The organism is Rhizobium sp. WW_1 (assembly GCF_003610155.1).
Classification (GTDB): domain Bacteria; phylum Pseudomonadota; class Alphaproteobacteria; order Rhizobiales; family Rhizobiaceae; genus Rhizobium; species Rhizobium tropici_A.
Genome location: NZ_RAIN01000009.1, coordinates 179,289 through 199,530 on the forward strand (window position 1 = coordinate 179,289; position 20,242 = coordinate 199,530).

Below are 20,242 nucleotides of genomic sequence, written 5' to 3' on the forward strand. Positions count from 1 at the left end.
CTCCTGCTATCGCATCTAGCGGAACAGGAGATGGCTGCCGATGACGTAAAGAAGGTAGATGCCGGAAGCAACCAGCATGCAGAGAACGGCAAACGAACCAAGATCCTTGGCATGCTTGCCGACATTGGAAATTTCCGGCGAAATCCGGTCGATCACTTCTTCCACCGCCGTATTCATCGCCTCGACCGCAAACACGGCGAGGAAGAGCACCATTGCGATGACGATTTCACCGATGGTAGCCCCGACGGCAATCAACAGGATCAGCCCCACCCCGGCAAAAAGAAGCTCCTGGCGGAAGGCTGATTCCTGCAGCAATCGCTGAAACCCGCCCCAGGAATAGCCGGCAGCGGCGAAAAAGTGCCGGACGCCGGTCTCCTTGGTGACCGCTGATTTTGAAAATTCAGCCATTCGCGCTCCGCCCGTGACGTTCCGGTTGCAATCTCGATATCCTGCGAATACCGCCTCACCTTGAGCGAAGCAAGGCGACACCTTCCATCGCCCTTAAAATTCATTGCAGATTTATGACGAGAAACCGGCCATCTACAGGAAATTTAGCGACGAAACGCTTATTTCAACATCCCGCCGCCCGATTTTCTAATGCTTGTTGGTGACGCCGGCGCTTTCAAATGTCGCCATGCCGGAATGGCAGGCGGCCGCAGCCTTGACGATACCAGCGGCCAATGCGGCCCCGGTTCCTTCGCCGAGCCGCATGCCGAGCGCCAGAAGCGGCGTCTTTCCGAGTTTCTCGATCGAGCGCAGATGGCCCGGCTCCGCTGAGACATGCCCGATCAGGCAGTGATCGAGGGCAGAGGGATTGGCGGCCTTGAGAATCGAGGCGGCAGCGGTTGCGACATAACCGTCGATGATAACGGGGATGCGCTCCATGCGCGCGGCAAGGATGGCGCCAGCCATGGCGGCGATCTCGCGGCCGCCGAGGCGACGCAGGATTTCCAGCGGATCGGAGAGATGGTCACGATGCAGCGCCACCGCCTTTTCGACAGCCGCGATCTTGCGCTTCAGCATCTCGCCTTCCGAACCGGTACCGGGACCGACCCAATCTTCCGCCTTGCCGCCATAAAGCGCATAGTGAATGGCGGCCGCGATCGTGGTGTTGCCGATGCCCATTTCGCCGATGCAAAGCAGATCCGTGCCGCCGGCAATCGCCTCCATGCCGAAGGCCATCGTGGCGGCGCAATCCCGCTCGCTCAACGCCGGCTCTTCGGTGATATCGGCAGTCGGGAAATCGAGCGCGAGATCGAAGACCTTGAGACCGAGGTCATAGGCAACGCAGATCTGGTTGATTGCCGCGCCGCCGGCGGCGAAGTTTTCCACCATCTGCTGCGTGACGGAAGGCGGAAACGGCGTAATTCCTTGCTTGGTGACACCGTGATTGCCGGCGAAGATCGCCACCAGAGGCCGGGTCACGGCCGGAGAGCGGCCGGTCCAGGCGGCGAGCCAGAAAGCGATTTCCTCGAGCCTCCCGAGCGCGCCGGGCGGCTTGGTGAGCTGTGCATCGCGTTCGCGCGCCGCAACGAGCGCTCGGGCATCCGGCCCCGGAAGGTCGCGCAGCAATGCGCGGAAATCGTCGAATGGGAGGCCGCTGACGCTCATGAATGCGTTCCTTGTCTTTTGGTCTCAAATCGGGTTCTTTGCGTGCGACTCTATTAGTCTTCGGAATCGGCGCGAACAACTCCAAAAGCGTCCGATGCTGTCACACCTATGCCGAGGAGAGGAAGAAATGCGAGAATATATGCGTGACATCGCGCGCGCTGTCGCCTTTCTCAGCCGCGTTCCCGTGCCGGCGTCGTTCTTCGAGGGCGACGACGGCAAGCTCTCGCGCGTTTCACGCACCTTTCCCGTCGCCGGCCTGCTGATCGCCCTGCCCTCGGCGCTGACCTTCAGCGTACTGCTTGCCCTCAATGCCGATCCGTTGATGGCCGCATTGCTGGCGCTGACCGTGCAGACCGTCCTGACCGGCGCCCTTCATGAAGACGGGCTCAGCGACACGGCGGACGGAGTGGGTGGCGGCAAGGACCGGGAGCGCGCGCTCGAAATCATGAAGGACAGCCGCATCGGCACCTACGGCGCGGCGGCATTGATACTATCGTTCGGATTGCGGGCGGCAGCGCTTTCCGCCATAGCCCGGCATATTCCGCCTGAGGATGCCGCTGTCGCAATCCTCGCCGCGGCTACCCTGAGCCGCGGCGCCATGGTCTGGCATTGGTACGTTCTGCCATCGGCAAAACCGGATGGAATCGCAGCATCGGCGGGCAAGCCGGATAGCGATGCCATGCAGCTGGCGCTACTCGCCGCGCTCGCGCTCGCCGTGGTCCTCGTCGGCCCTGCAATGGGGGTTCCGGCGCTGGTTGGCTGCCTTCTCGCAGCCGGCGTCGCAGCATTTCTCGTCACCCGATATGTGCGCCAAAAGCTGGCCGGCCATACGGGCGATACGATCGGTGCGACCCAGCAGATTTGCGAGATCGCCTCCCTGTGTACTCTTGCCATGTGCGTTTGAAGCATCGATATATGATCTCATGCTGACACCCTGCATCCTCGTCTGCTCCATCGACCTAAATACCGGCTATTGCTTCGGTTGCGGTCGCACGGCCTCGGAGATCGGGGCATGGATGAGCTATAGCGACGAGGAACGCCGGGAGATCATGGAGGTGCTCCCGGAGCGTCTGACCAAGGTCGAGCGCAAGCCACGTCGGGAAACCCGTCGCCAAAGGATGGCACGGGAGCGCAGTGCCGTATGAACCGACTGAACATCGTTCTCGCCGTTCTCGGCATCGGCCTCGCACTGCTCATTTTCAACAACAATACCGGAACCACCTTCGGCATGCGCAACGACGACTTTGCCCGCGTCGTCTACCTCTTGCCGATCGCTCTCATGATGAGTGCCGCCGTATGGGCAAGTCGCTATACGGTCAGCCAGTCGATCCGCAATCTCCTGATCTGGTTCGTCATCATCATGGCCCTCGCGACCGCCTACATCTATCGCAAAGATGCTGAACAGGTCGGCAACCGCGTCTTCGCCGGTCTGATGCCCGGTCACGCGGTCGTCGTCACGACAAGCGAAGGCGGGCAGGAGGTCATCCTTCACAAGCGTTCGAACGGCCATTTCGAAGCGCGGGTCATGATCAACGGCCAGCCGATCGACATGCTGATCGATACCGGCGCCAGCACCATCGCCCTCTCGCAGGAAGACGCCGAACGCGTCGGGATCATTCCTGAAAATCTCACCTATTCCATGACCGTATTGACCGCCAATGGCCGCGCCAGAGCTGCGCCTGTAGAGCTGGGCTCCGTGGCGATCGGACCGATCAAGCGCAGGGATGTCGAGGCGAGCGTCGCCGAAGCGGGCAAGCTCGATCAGAGCCTGCTCGGCATGAGCTTTCTCGAAACCCTGGGGTCGATGCAGATGCAGACCGACGAGCTTCGGCTGCGCGACTGAGCGGGACGGGCCATCGCATACAATAGTTCGGTTGGGACCGAAGCATTCGACGGCTTCTTCACTCTAAAACAACGGCATGTCCGAACCGCGTGAAGAGTGAGCCCCCATGACGCCTGCAAGATCGAACCAGACGACCGAACTTTTGCTGCTCCTCGCGCTCGCGACCTGCTGGGGTGCCTCCTACACCTTCATCCGCGTCGGCGTGGCAACCATACCGCCGATCACGCTGATCGCCGCCCGCACCTTGATTGCCGGTGTCGTTCTGCTCGCGATCATCCGCTGGCGCGGCCTCAGCCTGCCAAGGGACGCGGCTACCTGGAAGCGCTTTCTCATTCAATCCTGCCTCAACAGCGCCATTCCCTTCACACTGATCGCCTGGGCGGAACAGACCGTCGATGCCGGTCTCGCGACTATTTTGAATTCGACGACGCCGATTTTCACCTTCCTGATCGCCGCTTTCCTGCTGCGCAGCGAACCGCTGACGGGACGCAAGCTCTTTGGCGTGATTGCCGGTATGGCTGGCATTTGCCTGATCATCGGCCTCGATGCATTGCACGGCATGGGTCGCCAGCTGCTGCCGCAGCTCGCCGTCGTGGCGGCATCGGTCTGCTATGCCTGCGCTGCTCTGTTCGGCCGCAATTTCAAAGGGTTGGACCCGATGATGCCCGCAGCCGGCTCGCTGCTCTGCGGTGCGGTCCTCCTGATCCCCGCCAGCCTGATCGTCGAGCACCCGTGGCAGCTCACGCCGTCGACGGCTTCAATCCTGGCGCTGCTCGGCCTGTCGGTCGTCTCCACCGCCCTCGCCTTCAGCATCTACTTCCGGCTCATCCAAACCTTGGGTTCGGTCGGCACGACGGCACAAGCCTATCTGCGAGTCCCGATCGGCGTCGGCATCGGCGTGATCTTCCTCGGCGAGCCCCTGTCCCCAACGGCAGCCATCGGTCTCGTCTGTGTCGTCGCAGGCGTCATGGCGATGACCATCGCACCGCGCAAGCGCGTCACAGCAGGCTGACCTCCTTCAAACAGCGCGATGAGAGCTCAGATCAGCAAGGACAAGTCGTCCCAGGCAAGGATGAGATTGTCGGAGCGCCAGAGCGGGCCCGGATCGATATATCGACCGACCAATTGCCCTCCGATCGCACGGTAGAATGCGATCGCCGGTTCGTTGCCGACCACGACGCCAAGCCCGAGAGCCGAGTATCCCATTGCCGCAAGCTCGCACGCCATCTCCCGCATCAGTTTGCGGCCAATCCCTTGTCGCTTGATGGAGGAATCCACGTAAAGCGACTTTACCTCACCGCGCCCCTCGAATGCCGGCTCGGACGGCGCTGCAATCGCGCCTATGCCGACGAGCCGCTGTCCTTGCAACGCCAGCAGCACGCGCTGATCCTTCCGCGGATTGGCAAGCATGTCGGCCCATCGCGCCCGGCGGTAATCTTCGTCAAGCGCGCGGAAGACGTCGGCTGGCGCGAGATCGCGATAGGTGTCGCACCAGACGGCGCGATGAAGCCTGGCCATCTCGGCGACATCATCGATGACGGCCGGTCTGATCACGATATCCGTCGTCATAACGCACGGCTCATGACGGTGGCCCGCAATGCGCCGACAAGATAGAGCGAGCCAGTCACAAGTATCCACCCGCTGCGTTCGGCAGCCTTCACAGCCGCCCGATCCAGCGCAAGGTGCGGATCGGGCTCGGCTTCGCAAGCCATACCCGCCGAGACCGCCAAGGCTTGCAGATCCTTCGCCGCATGAGCACGGCCCGATCCGGATGCTTCCGTGAAGATCGCATAGGCCACATAGCGCGATAACACGCTCAAGAAGCCGGGCGCGTCCTTGTCGGACGCCAGTGCGACGACGGCGACACAATCGCCGTTGACGCTGGACGAGTGCGTGATATCGCGCAGGACCGCCTCGATGTTGAACGGCACATGCGCGCCATCCATGATGATAGGCACGGTCTGTCGCCCACCTTGCAATTTAGGCGGCAACGCGAAGTCGAAGCGTTCCATCCGGCCCGGCAGGCGCGCCCTGTCGACAACACCGGGTTCGAGCAGCCACGCACCGACCGGCCGACTCTTTGCGCCGCCGTCATTCACGCTCTCACCTCCCCGCCCGAGATGATCGAACACCATACCCACCAGCGCCATGTTCGTTTCCGCAATGGTCGCGTCTTCGGGCAGGTCGGTTCGAAGCACGTCGCAGCCGAGTTCGTCGGCGCGCTGCTGCAGGACCCGCCCTGCGGCATCGTCGGCGGCAAGCGTGGTGGCAAGCGTCGCGCCGGGCTTCAATATGCCAACCTTCTCGCCTGCGATCGCCTCGCGCGTCGAGCCGAGAATTTCGGTATGTTCCAGCCCGATATTGGTGACGATGGCCACTTCGCCGAACACCACATTCGTCGAATCCAGCCTGCCGCCAAGCCCGACCTCGACGACAACCCAGTTCAGGCCGGCATCCCGGAACACGACGAAAGCGGCCGCCGTTATCACGTCGAACCAGGTCGCATCCTCGCCGGCCGTCGCAGCCCGCTTGGCGCTCTCGTAGCCGTCCAGCACCTGCATGATCGCGCCTGCCAAGGCATCGTCCCCGACCTCCTGGCCGAGAAGGCTGACACGCTCGTTCACACGGTCGACATGCGGCGACGCATAGCGGCCGACCTGCCGACCGGCCCGCACCAATCCGGCTTCCAGAAGCGCAGCGACCGACCCCTTGCCTTTCGTCCCTGCAACGTGGATGGCGCGAAAGCTCCGATGCGGATTACCCAGGCGCTGCATGAGATCGAGCATCGGCTCAAGACCAACACGCATCTCCCCGCGCGGCTTGCGCTCCCAGTTGGTCAGTTGATCGAGCCGGTGGAGGGCATCGGATAGCGCCGGACTGGGATGGGACTGCGACATGGGGATGCCTTTTTACAATTTCCACACGGCAACAAGAGCCGCGAGCGTTCTTAGACCCGCAAAGCAGGCACCGCCATCAGTTTCTCAGCCGATACCCCGTCTTGAAAATCCATCCGAGGACGGTCAGACAAACGACGAGGAAGAGCGTGATCATGGCGAGGCTCAGCACCGGATTGACGTCGGCGATGCCATAGAAGCTCCAGCGAAAGCCACTGACGAGATAGAGAACCGGATTGAGATGGCTGACCGTCTGCCAGAAGGGCGGGAGCATGTTGATCGAGTAGAAGCTGCCGCCGAGGAAGGTGAGCGGCGGCACGACCAGCATCGGGATCAGATTCAACTGCTCGAAATTTCCGGCCCAAATGCCGATCATGAAGCCCAGCAGGCTGAAGGTTATCGCCGTCAGCACGAAGAACAGGATCATCATGAACGGATGCTCGATCCTGATATCGACGAAGAAGCTTGCCGTGGCCAGGATGATCAGGCCGATCAGCATCCCCTTGGTCGCCGCCGCCCCCACATAGCCGAGAACGATTTCCGTCATGGCGACGGGCGCTGACAACACCTCGTAGATCGTACCGGTGAATTTCGGGAAATAGATGCCGAAGGAACCGTTGCTGATGCACTGGCCGAGCAGGGTCAGCATGATCAGGCCAGGCGTGATGAAGGCTCCATAGGAAACGCCCTCGACCAGATTGATTCGCGATCCGATCGCGGCACCGAAGACGATGAAATAGAGCGATGTGGAAATGACCGGTGAAACGACGCTCTGCAACAGCGTGCGGCGCGTGCGGGCCATTTCGAAGGAATAGATGGACTTGACCGCTTCGAAGTTCATTTGCTTGCCCCTACCAGCGATACGAAAATATCCTCGAGCGAGCTCTGGCGCGTCGAAAGATCCTTGAAGTGAATTCCCTGCTCGGCGAGCTTCGACAGCAGTGCCGCAATGCTCGATTGCTCGTGCTGGGCATCGAAATCATAGATGAGCGTAACGCCGTTGGGGCCAAGTGAAAGCCCATTGCCATCCAGACAGTGCGGAATGGCTTCCAGCGGTTCGCTGAGATCGAGGATGAGCTGCTTGCGGCCGAGCTTGGCCATCAGCGCCTTCTTCTCCTCCACCAGCAGCAACTCGCCGCCATTGATGACACCGACGCGATCGGCGGCTTCCTCGGCCTCTTCGATGTAGTGGGTCGTCAAGATGATGGTGACGCCGGAGGCGCGCAGGCGCTCGACCACATGCCACATATCCTTGCGCAGCGTGACGTCCACGCCGGCGGTCGGCTCATCGAGAAACAGGATCTCTGGCTCATGTGACAGTGCCTTTGCGATGAGGACGCGCCGCTTCATGCCGCCGGAAAGCTGGCGAAGCGTGTTGTCCTTCTTCTCCCAGAGCGAGAGATCGCGGAGTATCTTCTCAATGTATTCAGGGTTTGGTTTCTTGCCGTGAAGCCCGCGCGAGAAGCTCACCGTATTCCAGACTGTTTCGAATTGATCCGTCGTCAATTCCTGCGGCACAAGACCGATCAGACTGCGCGTGGCGCGAAAATCGCGCACGACGTCGTGGCCGCCGACCGTCACCGAGCCCCCGCTCGGATTGGCGATCCCGCAGACGATGGAAATCAGCGTCGTCTTGCCGGCCCCGTTCGGCCCCAGCAGCGCCAGGATTTCGCCCCGCTCGATATCGAGATCGATACCTTTCAGCGCCTGGAATCCGTTGGCGTATGTTTTCGTGAGATTGCGGATGGAAATAATCGCAGCCATGATACGGCAAAGTCCGGCTTTTGTGATGAATATCTCGGCGTTTGCCCGCTATATAGCCGGTCTTGAGCTTTTACCACCCCACGGTGGTGAAACACAGCGTTCGTCTAAGACAAATAACCTGTCATCAAATCGTGACCTTCGTCGGGCATATAGCTCCTTAGGTGAGCAACGTTTGTCGCAACTCCGCCCAACGCCTCTTGGCGACACCGTCAGCGCCTGCTGTATTCGCCGATTTATTGCCCTCGCATTCATATTGCGTGCATCATCATTGCAACATGAAATTCTTTTTTGGAGCAGGCAAAGATCCCCCGTCATTGCCATGCGCCACTCAAGCCGGCACTAGCCGGCTTTTTTCTTTTGCCGACTTACGATCTTGAAATCCAAACTTACCAGTTGCCGTTAACACCGCAGCCGGCCGGCGGCAGCGTCTTGTGCTCAAAGCGAGCCTTCAGCATTGCGCAGCCCTTGTCGCGAATGGGTCCGGGCATCATCGAGTTGAGACCTATGCCGACCTCATCGAACGGATCGTCCGCATAGGCGACGTAAGCATACCAGCGGCCGCCGATCACGATGACAATGGCAATCAGCGCAGCAACGAGCGCCCTTCCCAGGCTTCTCTTTCGTCTTGGTACGTTTTCCATGCAACCCTCTCTTGCCCTCGGCCCGCGCACTTAACCGCGATTCCGGCAATAGGTAAATCAGCTTTCCCGTTCGGCAAGTGTGGATGCTGCCCCGGCGAAACGCCAATCACAGGCTGCAATAGCGCCGCCCGCCCTTGCGGTCCCTGAGGTCGAAATGGAAATGGTTCCAGTGTTCCGGATTGCTGCCTGGCCCAAGCACGGTATCGAAATAGCGGCAGCTGTCACTGCGCACCGCCTTGAGCAGTCGCCCCTCCCGGAAGGAGAACAAGCCCTTCTTCCGCACGTCGATCACATGGCCGTTCTTCAGAATGAAGGTGCCGACATCGATCGCGTTGCCGTGCGCATGTTCCGACATCGGATTATAGCGCTGCCGGCTATTGTTCATCCGGCGACAGGAATAGCCGCCGAGCGGTACGATCGTGCCGATGCCGGTCCAGTAGCGGGTGCGCGCCGCCGGCGCCAGCTCGTTCTTCACCCATTTGGCGAAGGCAAGCGTCACCTGGCAGTTCAACGTGACGGCGGGTCTGACCGCGATATTGCCCGAAAGACCGCTGAGCGAGACCGGATAGGGAACCTGACATGCCGGACCGTTCGAGATCGCCGGTTTGTCGACATAGACGACGCCCATGCGCTTCAGTTCCTGACGACAGGCGATCTCCGAGGGCGGCATCATACCCGGCGTCGATTGCGGCGCTTCGAATTGCTGATCGAGACGCGGCATCGGATTTTCGATGCGCGGCAGCATCGCAACCTGCGTTCCCGGTTGCTGCCGCGGTATCCGCGACTGGTTGAGTTCCGCCTGCGCGGCCGGGCGCTGAACGACCGAACGGTTGGTCTGCACCGGCGCATCTGTGCCGATGCCGTCGACGACGGGCTCATCGGACTGACCCTCCGCGATATTCTGCTGCTCTTCCTGCGCCAACCCGACGACCGATACCGATTGCGCTTCTTCGCTCGGCCCAACGCCAAGCTCGGCGTCCATATTCACTCCCTGCGAGGGAACATTCGATTGCTGCGCCAGCCCAACTTCGACATCCGAAGTCGTCACGGCTTCACCGGTTCCGGCGGAACGAACGGGACCGCCGCTTTTGTAATTGCTCGACGCCGAAACGACAGGGTCCTGCACCCCTTGGTAAGCGAACTGCCGCTGCGGCACGCTGCGGTGCGGCTTGATCGAGCCGACACGCGAGGAATTGTCGATACCGGAAGGCGGCACGAGGCTATCCGCGGTGCAGGCCACCAGCGCTGACGACAACAGCAAAGGCAGGGCGACCCGCCGTAGAATGGGTAAAATGACCATAATCCTGATCCGCTGCCCCAGCCACGGGTCGGTAACGCTTATAAAGCCTAAATGGGAAGGGTGAACGAAAGCTTACCGGCGCGGCTCCCCTGCTCCAGATCGACCGCGCATGGCTGCGAAGCAATGCTCGGCAACGTATCGAACTCACAGGAGTCCTGCGCGGAAACGCCGGTATGTCTTTTCCATCGCGGCGGGATTGCATAGGCTGACAATCGGAATCGGCCGTAAGACAGGAGCAGACGAATGAACGACAGTGTCAAACCGCGAGGGGAGCTGACATTGCGCACGCTCGCCATGCCCGCCGACGCCAATCCCGCCGGCGATATTTTCGGCGGCTGGGTCATGGCGCAGATGGACTTGGCAAGCGGCATCCGCGCCGCCGAACGCGCGCGCGGCCGCGTTGTCACGGCGGCGGTCAAGGAGATGGCCTTCAAGCTGCCGGTCAAGGTCGGCGATACGCTGAGCGTCTTCACCGATATCGAACGCGTCGGCCGCACCTCGATTACCCTGAGCGTCGAAGCCTGGGCACATCGGGCCCGTTACAACAGCCTGGAGAAGGTCACGGCCGCGACCTTTATCATGGTTGCGCTTGATGAAAGCGGCTTGCCGAAGCCGGTCCCGGCGGAGAGCTGAAGCAATGGGCGACGCCGCCGCACACACCCCGGAAGTCTACGTCTATATCAGGACGGTCATGAGCATGGTGATCGGCCTTTCGCTGGCCCAGCTCCTGACGCGGCTCGCCGGTTTCGTCCAATCGCCGGGCAAGAACAGGATTTACCTGGTCCACATCGGCTGGGTCCTGTCGATGTTCCTGTTCATCATCCATTTCTGGTGGTGGGAATACCGGCTGCAATCCGTCGCGCAGATCAATTTCGGCGTCTATCTCTTTCTCATCTGCTTCTGCTGCCTCTTCTATTTTCTGTGCGTGCTGCTCAATCCGCCGTCGGTCGAGGATTATGGCGGTTTCGAGGAATATTTCATCTCCCGCCGCGGCTGGTTCTTCGGCCTGCTTGCCGTCACCTATGCGGTCGACCTCATCGACACACGATTGAAGGGAGAAACCTATTTTCATTCCCTCGGCTGGGAATATCCGACGCGCAATATCGTCTATATCATCCTTTGCATTGTCGCCGCGCTCACCGCGAACAGGCGCTTCCAGGCGGCCTTCGTCATTCTCGGGCTGATCTACCAGATCACGTGGATCTTCCGGCTCTACGACGTGCTTCCAGGATAAGGATCGCATTCGCTCTGCCGTAAAACGGCTGCCATTTCGATGTTCTACAGTCCTGACCAAGACATCGCCATATTGTTCGGGTCGATTGCCTTCGAAGACGCAAGTGGGGACTCAAGCCTTGAAGACAAAGAGCTATGCATTGGTATTGGCCGTTGCTCTTTCGTTGCCGTCGCTTGCTCATGCCGAAGACCCTGCACCGGGGCCGGCCAGCACCACCATCGACCTGAAATACTGGGTGGAATTCGCCAAGCAGGGCAATGCGGCTGCCCAGTATGGTCTTGGCTATCGCTATGCCAACGGCCAGGGTGTGGAGCAGGACGATGCGCAGGCCGTTGATTGGTATCGCAAAGCGGCCGAGCAAGGCAACGCGCAGGCGCAGTATGCACTGGCCTACATGTATGCCAGCGGCCGTGGTGTCGATGCCGATCTGAAACAGGCAAACGATTGGTATCTGAGAGGCGCACAAGGCGGCAATGCCGATGCGCAATATGCCATCGGTTATTCCTACGCCAACGGCCGGGGCACGGATGTCGATAACCAAGGCGCCGTCGCCTGGTATCAGAAATCCGCCGCCCAGGGACAGGCGCAGGCGCAATATGCGCTCGGCTACATGTACGCGAACGGCCTCGGCGTGCAGGAAGACAAGGCCATTGCATTCGGCTGGTATCGCAAGGCGGCCGACCAGGGCCGCTCCGACGCGCAATACGCGCTTGGCTATATGTACGACAACGGCCAAGGCACCGAAGAAGACCAGGAACAGGCGGTCGCCTGGTATAGGAAATCCGGCGATCAAGGAAATGCGCAAGGCCTCTATGCAGTCGGCTACGCCTATGCCAATGGCAGGGGTGTCGGGCAGAGCGATGCCGAGGCCTATTCCTGGTACATGAAAGCAGCCGGAAAGGGACGTGCCGACGCACAATACGCGGTTGGCTACAGCCTCGCCAATGGAATAGGCGTCGATCGCGATTACAGACAGGCGCTTCAATGGTATCGCAAGGCTGCCGATCAGGGCCGCCCCGACGCGCAATATGCGATCGGCTATCTCTATGCCAACGGCCGGGGCGTGAAGGTCGATGACGATAGCGCCGTGCGATGGTACCGCAAGGCTGCCGAACAAGGCGATGCGCGGGGCCAATACGCCCTCGCCTATATGTACGCGGGCGGCCGCGGAGTACCAACGAATTATGGCAAGGCCCTTGAATGGTATGGGAAAGCCGCCGGTCAGGGTCATGCGGACGCACAATATGCCCTCGGCTACATGTACGAGAACGGTCAAGGGACGACGGCCGACAGGGCCGTCGCCGCAAGCTGGTACCGCAAGGCGGCCAATCAGAACAATTCACAGGGCGAATATGCCCTCGCCTATCTCTATTACCAGGGCGCCGGCGTCGCCAAGGACTATGGCCAGGCGGCCGAACTCTTTCGCAAGGCGGCCGACCAGGGCGACGCTCGCGCGGAATACGGTCTTGGATATCTGTATTATAACGGCTATGGCGTGCCGAAGGACGCTACGGCGGCTGCCGACTGGTTCAACAAGGCGGCGGCCAAAGGTTTGCCGGAGGCGCAGCACGGACTGGGCTATATGGAAGCCAACCGCGACGGCCCGATCAAGGATCTCGGACCGCTGGGACAGGGAGCCGCCGGAGGGAAAGATACCGGCAGCATGACGGGCTGGGCAGTATTTCATTTGCTGATGGCGCTCGTACCCTAGTGGTCGCGAGACGTCTGGCATTTTAGTTCAACGGATTTCGACTGAGGGGTAGAGCGTGAATTGGAAGAAGGGGGCCGCGGGTTTGCTCTTCGCGGTGGCGTCCATAGGAGCTGCTCAGGCCGATATCGGACGAAACGGCTACGATCGAGGTGACATCAAATCGGGCATGGACTACTGGCGCCCCCTTGCGAACAAGGGCAACGTCGCCGCGCAGTTGAAACTCGGACAGATGTATGAGGACGGCAACGGCGTCGAGAAGAACCTTACCCTTGCCCTTGACTGGTACAAGAAGGCGGCCGATCAGGGCAGCGCCGAAGCCCAATTCAATGTCGGCACGATGTACGATCAGGGCGAAGGCATCGCAGCCGACAAGAGCCAGGCCATTCTCTGGTACAAGAAGGCTGCGGCACAGGGATACCTCAACGCGCAATATAATCTCGGCGTCGTCTATGACACGGGCGAAGGCGTAGCTCAGGACAAGCAGCAGGCGTTCGCCTGGTACAGCAAGGCAGCCGATCAGGGCGATGCGGATGCGGAGTTCAATGTCGGCACCATGTACGATCAGGGCGACGGCACCGAAAAAGACAAGAGCAAGGCCGCCATCTGGTATCGCAAGGCGGCCGAGCAGGGAAAGGTCGAAGCGCAGTACAATCTGGGCATCATGTATCGAAACGGCGAAGGTGTCGCCAAGGACGGTGCCGCAGCCTTCTCGTGGTTCAAGAAAGCGGCCGACCAGGGCGATGCCAGCGCGCAGTTCAACATCGGCGCCATGTATGCCGATGGCGACGGGATCAAGCAGGACGATGCTCAGGCCATCAAATGGTTCCTGAAAGCCGCCGCACAAAACGATGTGGAGGCGGAATACAATCTCGGCGTCATGTTCCGCGATGGCGAAGGCGTCGCCAAGAATGGGCCCCAGGCAGTCTATTGGTTCGAGAGGGCGGCGGCCCATCGCTATGCCGATGCCGCCTATAATCTTGCCATGATGTATCGCGACGGCGACGGCATTGCGGCGGATGCGGCCAAGGCAACGGAGTGGTTCCGTAAGGCAAAGCATCTCGGCTACGACGGCGACACGGACGAACAACAGGAAGTCCCACCCGGCGAACAGACCATTCCGATATGACGGAATGCACAGGTCGATCGCCGCCATCATCTCTGCCGGCAGCCCGCTTTCACGTCCGGCGAATCGCGACAAAACATGCTATTGCCCACAACCTGAGGTGCGTGATGCGACGTGTTGGGCGTCGTCATACGCGCCGAGCCGGGGGAAACAATGAGTTTTGCTGCTTCCGATCACCAAATGGCCGCGTTGCCGCCTCGCTATTTCTGGCGACGGGCCGGCGCCTATCTGGTCGATATCGTCATTTTCCAGATAGCGTTTACGCTGCTGTTTCTGGCGCTGTCCGCGGTAACGCCGTGGGATTTGACCTTGCCGCTACTTCAGAAGCAACAATGCGATAAGGCAACATCAGGCCCTCTCATTGCAAAATTGGAGGCCGAATGGCCGCTGCAGGCGGGCGAGGTCAGAAGCAACCAGCTGTGCCACATCTCCTGGCTTGGCAGTAATGGATACACGGTCTTCGTTTCAGCCGTCGCGTCGCAACAGGGATCGACCACGTTGAAGCGTGCCTTCTCCGTCCCCGTCGACGGCAATGGCAATCCGATCAACCCGAATGTGACGGCAAGACCGACATCCAGCGTCGTATTGCTCCTCCTCCCCCTCGCCTTCGCCCTTTGCTCGGCCGCCGGCAGGCGGACGGTGGGAAAGCGGTTGACCTCATTGTGCGTGTCAACGGTGGAAGGCAGGCCTCTGCCCCTGGCGCTTGCCGCCAAGCGTGAAATGTTCAAGTTTCTGCCATTGATACTGCTGGCCATCGTCAATCTGGCCAGCCTGTTCCTGCTGCCGTCCTACCTGCCTCCGATCGACCAGCTGATCCAGCAAGCACGCGATACCAACCTTCTCAATACGATCGGTTTCTTCGCCCTGACGGGCGCATTGGCGCCACTTCTGTTCGTATTCGCGCTTGTCTGGTGGATCTTCCCATTGATTGTGTGGCGCGGCCAGACTTTCTACGACCGCTTCTGCGACACCATCGTCGTCAAGGAGTAACCATAAAATCGGGGGGATTGCCTTGGCGAACGAACAGATGGAAGACTGCCGTCGCGCCGGGCCTGATTTGCTGCTTCTTCTCTTGAGAGGATAGATCGTCGTGAACCTGAAATATCCCATGTCGCGTTTCTCGCTTCTGCCGTCTTTTCGTATGGTCCTGCTGGCCGGTGCGATCGTTCTGCCGCTCTCGCCACTTCCGATGGCAGCACCGCCGGCGCAAGCCGCGCCCGGCTCATGCTGGTCGCTGCTCCATAGCAAGTTCGGCCCGCAGATCGAGAAATCGGTGAACGAGGCCGATCCCTGCAAGAAGCTGCCGGGCGTTGATCACAAGGACCAGTTCGAGGTCAAGTCGCTCGACGTCTGCGACGGCCCGAACGGCGGCGTCCAGATCAACGCGCATGCCGACATGGCTTGCAAGTCGCATGGCATATTGAAGACGACGATCAAGGGGCAGCTCGACGCTTCCATGACCGTCGATGTCGGCTCATGCCACATTACAGACCTACATGTCGGGATCAACGGCCCGATCGGCGAGCTGATATCCTCCGTCGACGGGCTGCAGGAACTGGCCCGCGGCTTTGCGCAGGCGAAGATTTCGGAAATCTGCGGAAAGTGACATGCAAGGGCCGGCAGATAACCGGCCCTCACAAATCATGTTGGCGAACCTCTTCAGGCTCGCACGGCTCCATTGGCTCGTCCAGCATCGCTCTCGCCGAACCGGACACCCTTCTTCTCGAAGCCGAAGCCGGCAAATACCGCGACGACGACGGCCACGATGCAGGCGACGATCAACAGCGCCAGCGCATAATCACCGTTCCACTGCTTCGCCAATCCCGCCTGGATCGAAGCATTGCCCGACGCCAGCAGATTGCCGAGCTGATAGGCAAATCCGGGAAAGGTGCCGCGCACCTCGTCCGGCGACAATTCGTTGAGATGCACAGGGACGATGCCCCATGCGCCCTGCACGAAAAGCTGCATCAGGAAGGCGCCGATCGCGAGCATAACCGGCCCCTGTCCCCAAACCCAGAGCGGGGCGACGGGAATGGCGAGAAGCGCCGCGATGACGATGGTCCTGCGCCTGCCCCATCGCTGCGACAAAGCACCGAACGTCAGGCCGCCGACGATCGCGCCGATGTTGTAGACGATGGCAATGGCGCCAACCGTATAGGAATCATATTGTTTCTGGGTTTCGAGGAAGGTCGGATAGAGGTCCTGCGTGCCGTGACTGAAGAAATTGAAAGCGGTCATCAGAAGCACCGCCCATATGAATAGAGGAATGTTCTCGCGCAGCACGGTCAGGAACGGCCGTTGCGGCTTCGCCTGCCTCTGGAGGAAAGCCGGAGACTCCTCCACATTGCGCCTGATGTAGAGCACCAGCAGCGCTGGCACCGCGCCGACGATGAACATGCCGCGCCAGCCGATGATCGGAAACAGCAAGAAGAAGACGATCGAGGCGATCAGGTAGCCCGAGGGATAGCCCGCCTGCAGGATGCCGGACACAAGGCCGCGCGAATCCTCGGGTATCGTCTCCATGACAAGCGATGCGCCAACGCCCCATTCGCCGCCCATGGCAACGCCAAAGAGCGCGCGCAACACGAGGAACATCGTCAGGCCGGTCGAAAAGCCGGTCAGAAATTCGAAGACGGAATAAAGCAGCACATCGACCATCAGGGTCGTGCGCCGCCCGAAGCGATCCGCCGCCAGCCCGAAGATCAAGGCTCCGAGCGGCCGCATGGCGAGCGTAAGGAAGATCGCCACGGCGACCGCCGGGACGTCGGTGTGAAATTCTTCGGCTATATGCTTGAGAACGAAGACCAATATGAAAAAATCGAAAGCGTCCAATGTCCAGCCCAGATAGGCCGCGATCACGGTGTTTCGTTGCTGGGGAGACAAGGAACGTAAGCTATCCAATGCGGTCATCATGATCCTCCGACCGGATGGCGGCGGCGAGGCGGGCAATACCGGATGCCGTCGAAGCTGGGGGAACCCGGCAATCTGGCCGGGCATGTCGACGTTGCGGCTGGTTCCTCCTTTGGCGCCTGCGAGGATCGCGCTATGCGGACTTTGGATCAGCGATAACGCATCGGCCGCCCTCGAGTTGTAACATATTTGACATCTGCGGCGAACGGAAAAAACCATCATTTCGTTTCCCTTTTGTACTCGCCACCCCTTCACATCTGCGCGATCTGTCTCCATATTCGCCACATGGCCAAATCACCGAAAAAACCCTCCGCCCCGACCGGTTTCGAAGAGGCGCCGCAAGCGTCGTTTGAAGGTGCGCCCCTCAGCGGCAGCGTCGCCGACTGGGTGAAGCAGCTCGAAGCGGATGCGGAATCCTCCGGTATCGAGACCCAGCGCGAGATTGCCTCCAAGGCGGGCAAACACCGCAAGAAGGTGGAGATAGCCGCATCCAAATCCGGGCGTGGCACATCGATGGGCGGATCGACCGATCCGAAGACGCGCGCCGCCGCCGGCCTCAATCCGGTGGCCGGTCTCGATATCGCGCTTGAGGACGCCGACAAGATTTCGCGCGACGGCGTGACGGCCACCGTCGAGGCGCTATCGAAACTGATCGAAAGCGGCAATCCGCTCTTCAAGGACGGCAAGCTTTGGACGCCGCACCGCCCTGCCCGGCCGGATAAATCCGAAGGCGGCATCGAGCTGCGCATGGCCTCGGAATACCAACCCGCCGGCGACCAGCCGACCGCGATCCGCGATCTCGTCGAAGGCCTGGAGAACGGCGACCGCAGCCAGGTGCTGCTCGGCGTCACCGGCTCCGGCAAGACCTTCACCATGGCCAAGGTCATCGAAGCGACGCAGCGCCCGGCCGTCATCCTCGCACCGAACAAGACACTCGCGGCGCAGCTCTATTCCGAGTTCAAGAATTTCTTCCCGGACAATGCGGTCGAGTATTTCGTTTCCTACTACGACTACTACCAGCCGGAAGCCTATGTGCCGCGCTCGGACACCTTCATCGAGAAGGAAAGCTCGATCAACGAACAGATCGACCGCATGCGCCACTCGGCGACGCGATCGCTGCTGGAACGTGACGATTGCATTATCGTCGCCTCGGTATCCTGCATCTACGGTATCGGCTCGGTCGAAACCTACACGGCGATGACCTTCCAGATGAATGTCGGCGATCGGCTGGACCAACGCCAGCTCCTCGCCGATCTCGTGGCGCAGCAATACAAGCGGCGCGACATGGATTTCATCCGCGGTTCCTTCCGCGTTCGTGGCGACACGATCGAAATCTTCCCGGCCCACCTGGAGGATGCCGCCTGGCGCATCTCCATGTTCGGCGACGAAATCGACTCCATCACCGAATTCGACCCGTTGACCGGCCAGAAGACCGGCGACCTGAAATCGGTGAAGATCTACGCCAATTCGCACTATGTCACGCCGCGCCCGACGCTGAACGGCGCCATCAAGGCGATCAAGGAAGAGCTGAAGATCCGGCTTGCCGAGCTGGAAAAAGCCGGCCGCCTGCTCGAAGCGCAGCGCCTGGAACAGCGCACCCGCTATGACGTCGAAATGCTTGAAGCTACCGGCTCTTGCGCCGGTATCGAGAACTATTCGCGCTACCTCACCGGCCGCAATCCCGGCGAGCCGCCGCCGACACTGTTCGAGTATATCCCCGACAACGCCCTGCTGTTCATCGACGAAAGCCACGTCTCGGTCAGCCAGATCGGCGGCATGTATCGCGGCGACTTCCGGCGCAAGGCGACGCTTGCCGAATATGGCTTCCGCCTGCCCTCCTGCATGGACAACCGGCCGCTGCGCTTCGAGGAATGGGACGCCATGCGCCCGGACACGATCGCGGTGTCGGCGACGCCGGGCAGCTGGGAGATGGAACAATCCGGCGGCGTCTTCGCCGAACAGGTCATCCGTCCGACGGGCCTCATCGACCCGCCGGTCGAGGTGCGCTCCGCCCGCACCCAGGTCGACGACGTGCTCGGCGAAATCCGCGAAACTGCAGCCAAGGGCTACCGCACGCTTTGCACCGTGCTCACCAAGCGCATGGCGGAGGATCTGACGGAATATCTGCACGAACAGGGCGTGCGCGTGCGCTACATGCACTCAGACATCGATACGCTGGAGCGCATCGAGATCATCCGCGACCTGCGTTTGGGCGCCTTCGACGTTCTCGTCGGCATCAACTTGCTGCGCGAAGGTCTCGATATTCCCGAATGCGGCTTCGTCGCCATCCTCGATGCCGACAAGGAAGGCTTCCTGCGTTCTGAGACATCGCTGATCCAGACGATCGGCCGCGCCGCGCGTAACGTCGACGGCAAGGTCATCCTTTATGCCGACAATATCACCGGCTCGATGCAGCGGGCGATGGACGAGACCAGCCGCCGCCGCGAAAAGCAGATGGCCTACAATCTCGAGAACGGCATTACGCCGGAATCGGTCAAGGCGAAGATTTCCGACATCCTCGACAGTGTCTACGAGAAGGACCATGTTCGCGCCGATATCGGCGGCGCCTCCGGCAAGGGTTTTGCCGATGGCGGCCATCTCGTCGGCAACAATCTGCAGGCCCATCTCAACGCGCTGGAAAAATCCATGCGCGATGCCGCCGCCGACCTGGACTTCGAAAAGGCCGCGCGGCTGCGCGACGAGATCAAGCGCCTCAAGGCCGTCGAACTCGCCGCCATGGACGATCCGCTGGCTCGCGAGGAAGCGAAAAGCCTGGAAAGCCGCAGCACTGCGACGGCCAAGCGTGCCCCGCCGGCGCCCGAGACCTCCCGCTCCTATTTCGCCAAGCCGAATCTCGACGAAATGGGGCCGGGCAGCGATGCCGGCACGCCGCTTTTCCGCAAGAACACGCTGGATGAGATGACGGTCGGCCGCACGGAAAAGCCGGTAGCGGGCAAGGTGCCGGATAAGCCGATCACCCGGGCGAAGCCGGGCGTCGGCTCTTATGAAGACCCGGTGGATGAGAAGCAGCGCAAGGGACGGACGAAGGGCAAGACGGGACGACCAGGGCGATAGGCCGGCCCTGGCCGTCAAATCCCGCCGTCCGGAATCACCGATTGTATGAGGCTGCGGCCTGCGGCATTTAGCGATGCCATGCTGACAGGGCGACGCCAGACATGCCGACTGAGGAGACCCACGCAGGGATGAAGCG

At 60.9% G+C, this 20,242-nt stretch carries 20 protein-coding genes; 11 read left to right on the top strand and 9 right to left on the bottom strand.

Features of this window, described 5'->3' with window-relative positions; genetic code table 11:
* Positions 1-15 precede the first annotated feature (15 nt).
* Together BJ928_RS25090 and cobT are read right to left on the bottom strand one after the other, a co-directional pair.
* Positions 16-408, bottom strand: coding sequence for a diacylglycerol kinase (locus BJ928_RS25090; protein WP_047632968.1), 393 nt, complete (start codon positions 406-408; stop codon positions 16-18).
* A gap of 186 nt (positions 409-594) precedes the next feature.
* Positions 595-1,611 carry a nicotinate-nucleotide--dimethylbenzimidazole phosphoribosyltransferase gene (gene cobT / locus BJ928_RS25095; protein WP_047632966.1) on the bottom strand — a complete coding sequence of 339 codons (1,017 nt, stop codon included), beginning with the start codon at positions 1,609-1,611 and terminating at the stop codon, positions 595-597.
* A gap of 127 nt (positions 1,612-1,738) precedes the next feature.
* Between cobT and BJ928_RS25100 the strand changes: the two genes are divergently transcribed.
* The 4 genes from BJ928_RS25100 (at position 1,739) to BJ928_RS25115 (ending at position 4,466) form a co-directional block, all read left to right on the top strand.
* The gene (locus BJ928_RS25100) at positions 1,739-2,515 is read left to right on the top strand and encodes an adenosylcobinamide-GDP ribazoletransferase (protein ID WP_047632964.1); all 777 of its coding nucleotides are present in this window, start codon (positions 1,739-1,741) and stop codon (positions 2,513-2,515) included.
* Positions 2,516-2,534: 19 nt separating this feature from the next.
* Positions 2,535-2,756 (top strand): DUF1289 domain-containing protein, encoded by a 222-nt coding sequence (locus BJ928_RS25105; RefSeq protein WP_047632962.1) that lies wholly within the window; start codon positions 2,535-2,537, stop codon positions 2,754-2,756.
* Positions 2,753-3,454: a TIGR02281 family clan AA aspartic protease gene (locus tag BJ928_RS25110; protein WP_047632961.1), complete on the top strand. Its 702-nt coding sequence runs from the start codon at positions 2,753-2,755 to the stop codon at positions 3,452-3,454. Before BJ928_RS25105 ends, BJ928_RS25110 begins: the two co-directional genes overlap by 4 nt.
* 106 nt (positions 3,455-3,560) lie before the next feature.
* Positions 3,561-4,466, top strand: a complete 906-nt coding sequence (locus tag BJ928_RS25115) for an EamA family transporter (protein WP_047632959.1) — start codon at positions 3,561-3,563, stop codon at positions 4,464-4,466.
* A gap of 26 nt (positions 4,467-4,492) precedes the next feature.
* Here BJ928_RS25115 and BJ928_RS25120 read toward each other — a convergent pair whose 3' ends face one another.
* From BJ928_RS25120 to BJ928_RS25145, 6 genes are all read right to left on the bottom strand, one after another.
* Entirely contained in the window at positions 4,493-5,023 is a 531-nt protein-coding gene (locus BJ928_RS25120; RefSeq protein WP_047632957.1) for a GNAT family N-acetyltransferase, read from the bottom strand.
* A complete protein-coding gene (locus tag BJ928_RS25125) occupies positions 5,020-6,351 on the bottom strand; it encodes a Mur ligase family protein (RefSeq protein WP_047632955.1) in 1,332 nt (443 codons plus the stop codon). Before BJ928_RS25125 ends, BJ928_RS25120 begins: the two co-directional genes overlap by 4 nt.
* Positions 6,352-6,427: 76 nt before the next feature.
* Entirely contained in the window at positions 6,428-7,189 is a 762-nt protein-coding gene (locus BJ928_RS25130) for an ABC transporter permease (RefSeq protein ID WP_047632954.1), read from the bottom strand.
* The gene (locus BJ928_RS25135; protein ID WP_047632953.1) at positions 7,186-8,112 is read right to left on the bottom strand and encodes an ABC transporter ATP-binding protein; all 927 of its coding nucleotides are present in this window, start codon (positions 8,110-8,112) and stop codon (positions 7,186-7,188) included. The genes BJ928_RS25130 and BJ928_RS25135 overlap by 4 nt, the downstream gene beginning before the upstream one ends.
* A 386-nt stretch (positions 8,113-8,498) precedes the next feature.
* Positions 8,499-8,753: a hypothetical protein gene (locus BJ928_RS25140; RefSeq protein WP_047632952.1), complete on the bottom strand. Its 255-nt coding sequence runs from the start codon at positions 8,751-8,753 to the stop codon at positions 8,499-8,501.
* Between the two features lie 106 nt (positions 8,754-8,859).
* Positions 8,860-10,053 carry an extensin family protein gene (locus BJ928_RS25145; RefSeq protein WP_047632950.1) on the bottom strand — a complete coding sequence of 398 codons (1,194 nt, stop codon included), beginning with the start codon at positions 10,051-10,053 and terminating at the stop codon, positions 8,860-8,862.
* 243 nt (positions 10,054-10,296) lie between these two features.
* On the opposite strand from BJ928_RS25145, the gene BJ928_RS25150 reads away from it, so the two are divergent.
* From BJ928_RS25150 to BJ928_RS25175, 6 genes are all read left to right on the top strand, one after another.
* Positions 10,297-10,686, top strand: a complete 390-nt coding sequence (locus BJ928_RS25150; RefSeq protein ID WP_047632948.1) for an acyl-CoA thioesterase — start codon at positions 10,297-10,299, stop codon at positions 10,684-10,686.
* A gap of 4 nt (positions 10,687-10,690) precedes the next feature.
* Complete coding sequence (locus BJ928_RS25155; RefSeq protein ID WP_047632947.1) at positions 10,691-11,287, top strand: hypothetical protein; 597 nt, start codon at positions 10,691-10,693, stop codon at positions 11,285-11,287.
* 118 nt (positions 11,288-11,405) lie between these two features.
* Positions 11,406-12,998, top strand: coding sequence for an SEL1-like repeat protein (locus BJ928_RS25160; RefSeq protein WP_047632946.1), 1,593 nt, complete (start codon positions 11,406-11,408; stop codon positions 12,996-12,998).
* A gap of 55 nt (positions 12,999-13,053) precedes the next feature.
* A complete protein-coding gene (locus BJ928_RS25165; RefSeq protein WP_047632945.1) occupies positions 13,054-14,124 on the top strand; it encodes a tetratricopeptide repeat protein in 1,071 nt (356 codons plus the stop codon).
* A 150-nt stretch (positions 14,125-14,274) separates the two neighbouring features.
* A complete protein-coding gene (locus BJ928_RS25170; protein ID WP_047632943.1) occupies positions 14,275-15,111 on the top strand; it encodes an RDD family protein in 837 nt (278 codons plus the stop codon).
* Between the two features lie 100 nt (positions 15,112-15,211).
* Positions 15,212-15,727 (top strand): hypothetical protein, encoded by a 516-nt coding sequence (locus BJ928_RS25175; protein ID WP_047632942.1) that lies wholly within the window; start codon positions 15,212-15,214, stop codon positions 15,725-15,727.
* A gap of 53 nt (positions 15,728-15,780) precedes the next feature.
* Here BJ928_RS25175 and BJ928_RS25180 read toward each other — a convergent pair whose 3' ends face one another.
* Positions 15,781-17,031, bottom strand: a complete 1,251-nt coding sequence (locus tag BJ928_RS25180) for an MFS transporter (RefSeq protein WP_047632940.1) — start codon at positions 17,029-17,031, stop codon at positions 15,781-15,783.
* A gap of 285 nt (positions 17,032-17,316) precedes the next feature.
* Here BJ928_RS25180 and uvrB point away from each other — a divergent pair, with 285 nt between their 5' ends.
* On the top strand, positions 17,317-20,106 hold the full coding sequence (gene uvrB / locus BJ928_RS25185) for an excinuclease ABC subunit UvrB (protein WP_047632938.1): 2,790 nt from the start codon (positions 17,317-17,319) through the stop codon (positions 20,104-20,106).
* Positions 20,107-20,242 lie beyond the last annotated feature (136 nt).

Excerpts from the sequence above, each read along its gene's own strand:
- BJ928_RS25180 (WP_047632940.1), bottom strand. The coding sequence starts at position 17,031 with ATGACCGCATTGGATAGCTTACGTTCCTTGTCTCCCCAGCAACGAAAC.
- BJ928_RS25140 (WP_047632952.1), bottom strand. The coding sequence starts at position 8,753 with ATGGAAAACGTACCAAGACGAAAGAGAAGCCTGGGAAGGGCGCTCGTT.
- cobT (WP_047632966.1), bottom strand. The coding sequence starts at position 1,611 with ATGAGCGTCAGCGGCCTCCCATTCGACGATTTCCGCGCATTGCTGCGC.
- BJ928_RS25170 (WP_047632943.1), top strand. The coding sequence starts at position 14,275 with ATGAGTTTTGCTGCTTCCGATCACCAAATGGCCGCGTTGCCGCCTCGC.
- BJ928_RS25130 (WP_047632954.1), bottom strand. The coding sequence starts at position 7,189 with ATGAACTTCGAAGCGGTCAAGTCCATCTATTCCTTCGAAATGGCCCGC.
- BJ928_RS25145 (WP_047632950.1), bottom strand. The coding sequence starts at position 10,053 with ATGGTCATTTTACCCATTCTACGGCGGGTCGCCCTGCCTTTGCTGTTG.
- uvrB (WP_047632938.1), top strand. The coding sequence starts at position 17,317 with ATGGCCAAATCACCGAAAAAACCCTCCGCCCCGACCGGTTTCGAAGAG.
- BJ928_RS25120 (WP_047632957.1), bottom strand. The coding sequence starts at position 5,023 with ATGACGACGGATATCGTGATCAGACCGGCCGTCATCGATGATGTCGCC.
- BJ928_RS25150 (WP_047632948.1), top strand. The coding sequence starts at position 10,297 with ATGAACGACAGTGTCAAACCGCGAGGGGAGCTGACATTGCGCACGCTC.
- BJ928_RS25155 (WP_047632947.1), top strand. The coding sequence starts at position 10,691 with ATGGGCGACGCCGCCGCACACACCCCGGAAGTCTACGTCTATATCAGG.
- BJ928_RS25090 (WP_047632968.1), bottom strand. The coding sequence starts at position 408 with ATGGCTGAATTTTCAAAATCAGCGGTCACCAAGGAGACCGGCGTCCGG.
- BJ928_RS25115 (WP_047632959.1), top strand. The coding sequence starts at position 3,561 with ATGACGCCTGCAAGATCGAACCAGACGACCGAACTTTTGCTGCTCCTC.
- BJ928_RS25110 (WP_047632961.1), top strand. The coding sequence starts at position 2,753 with ATGAACCGACTGAACATCGTTCTCGCCGTTCTCGGCATCGGCCTCGCA.
- BJ928_RS25100 (WP_047632964.1), top strand. The coding sequence starts at position 1,739 with ATGCGAGAATATATGCGTGACATCGCGCGCGCTGTCGCCTTTCTCAGC.
- BJ928_RS25125 (WP_047632955.1), bottom strand. The coding sequence starts at position 6,351 with ATGTCGCAGTCCCATCCCAGTCCGGCGCTATCCGATGCCCTCCACCGG.
- BJ928_RS25135 (WP_047632953.1), bottom strand. The coding sequence starts at position 8,112 with ATGGCTGCGATTATTTCCATCCGCAATCTCACGAAAACATACGCCAAC.
- BJ928_RS25105 (WP_047632962.1), top strand. The coding sequence starts at position 2,535 with ATGCTGACACCCTGCATCCTCGTCTGCTCCATCGACCTAAATACCGGC.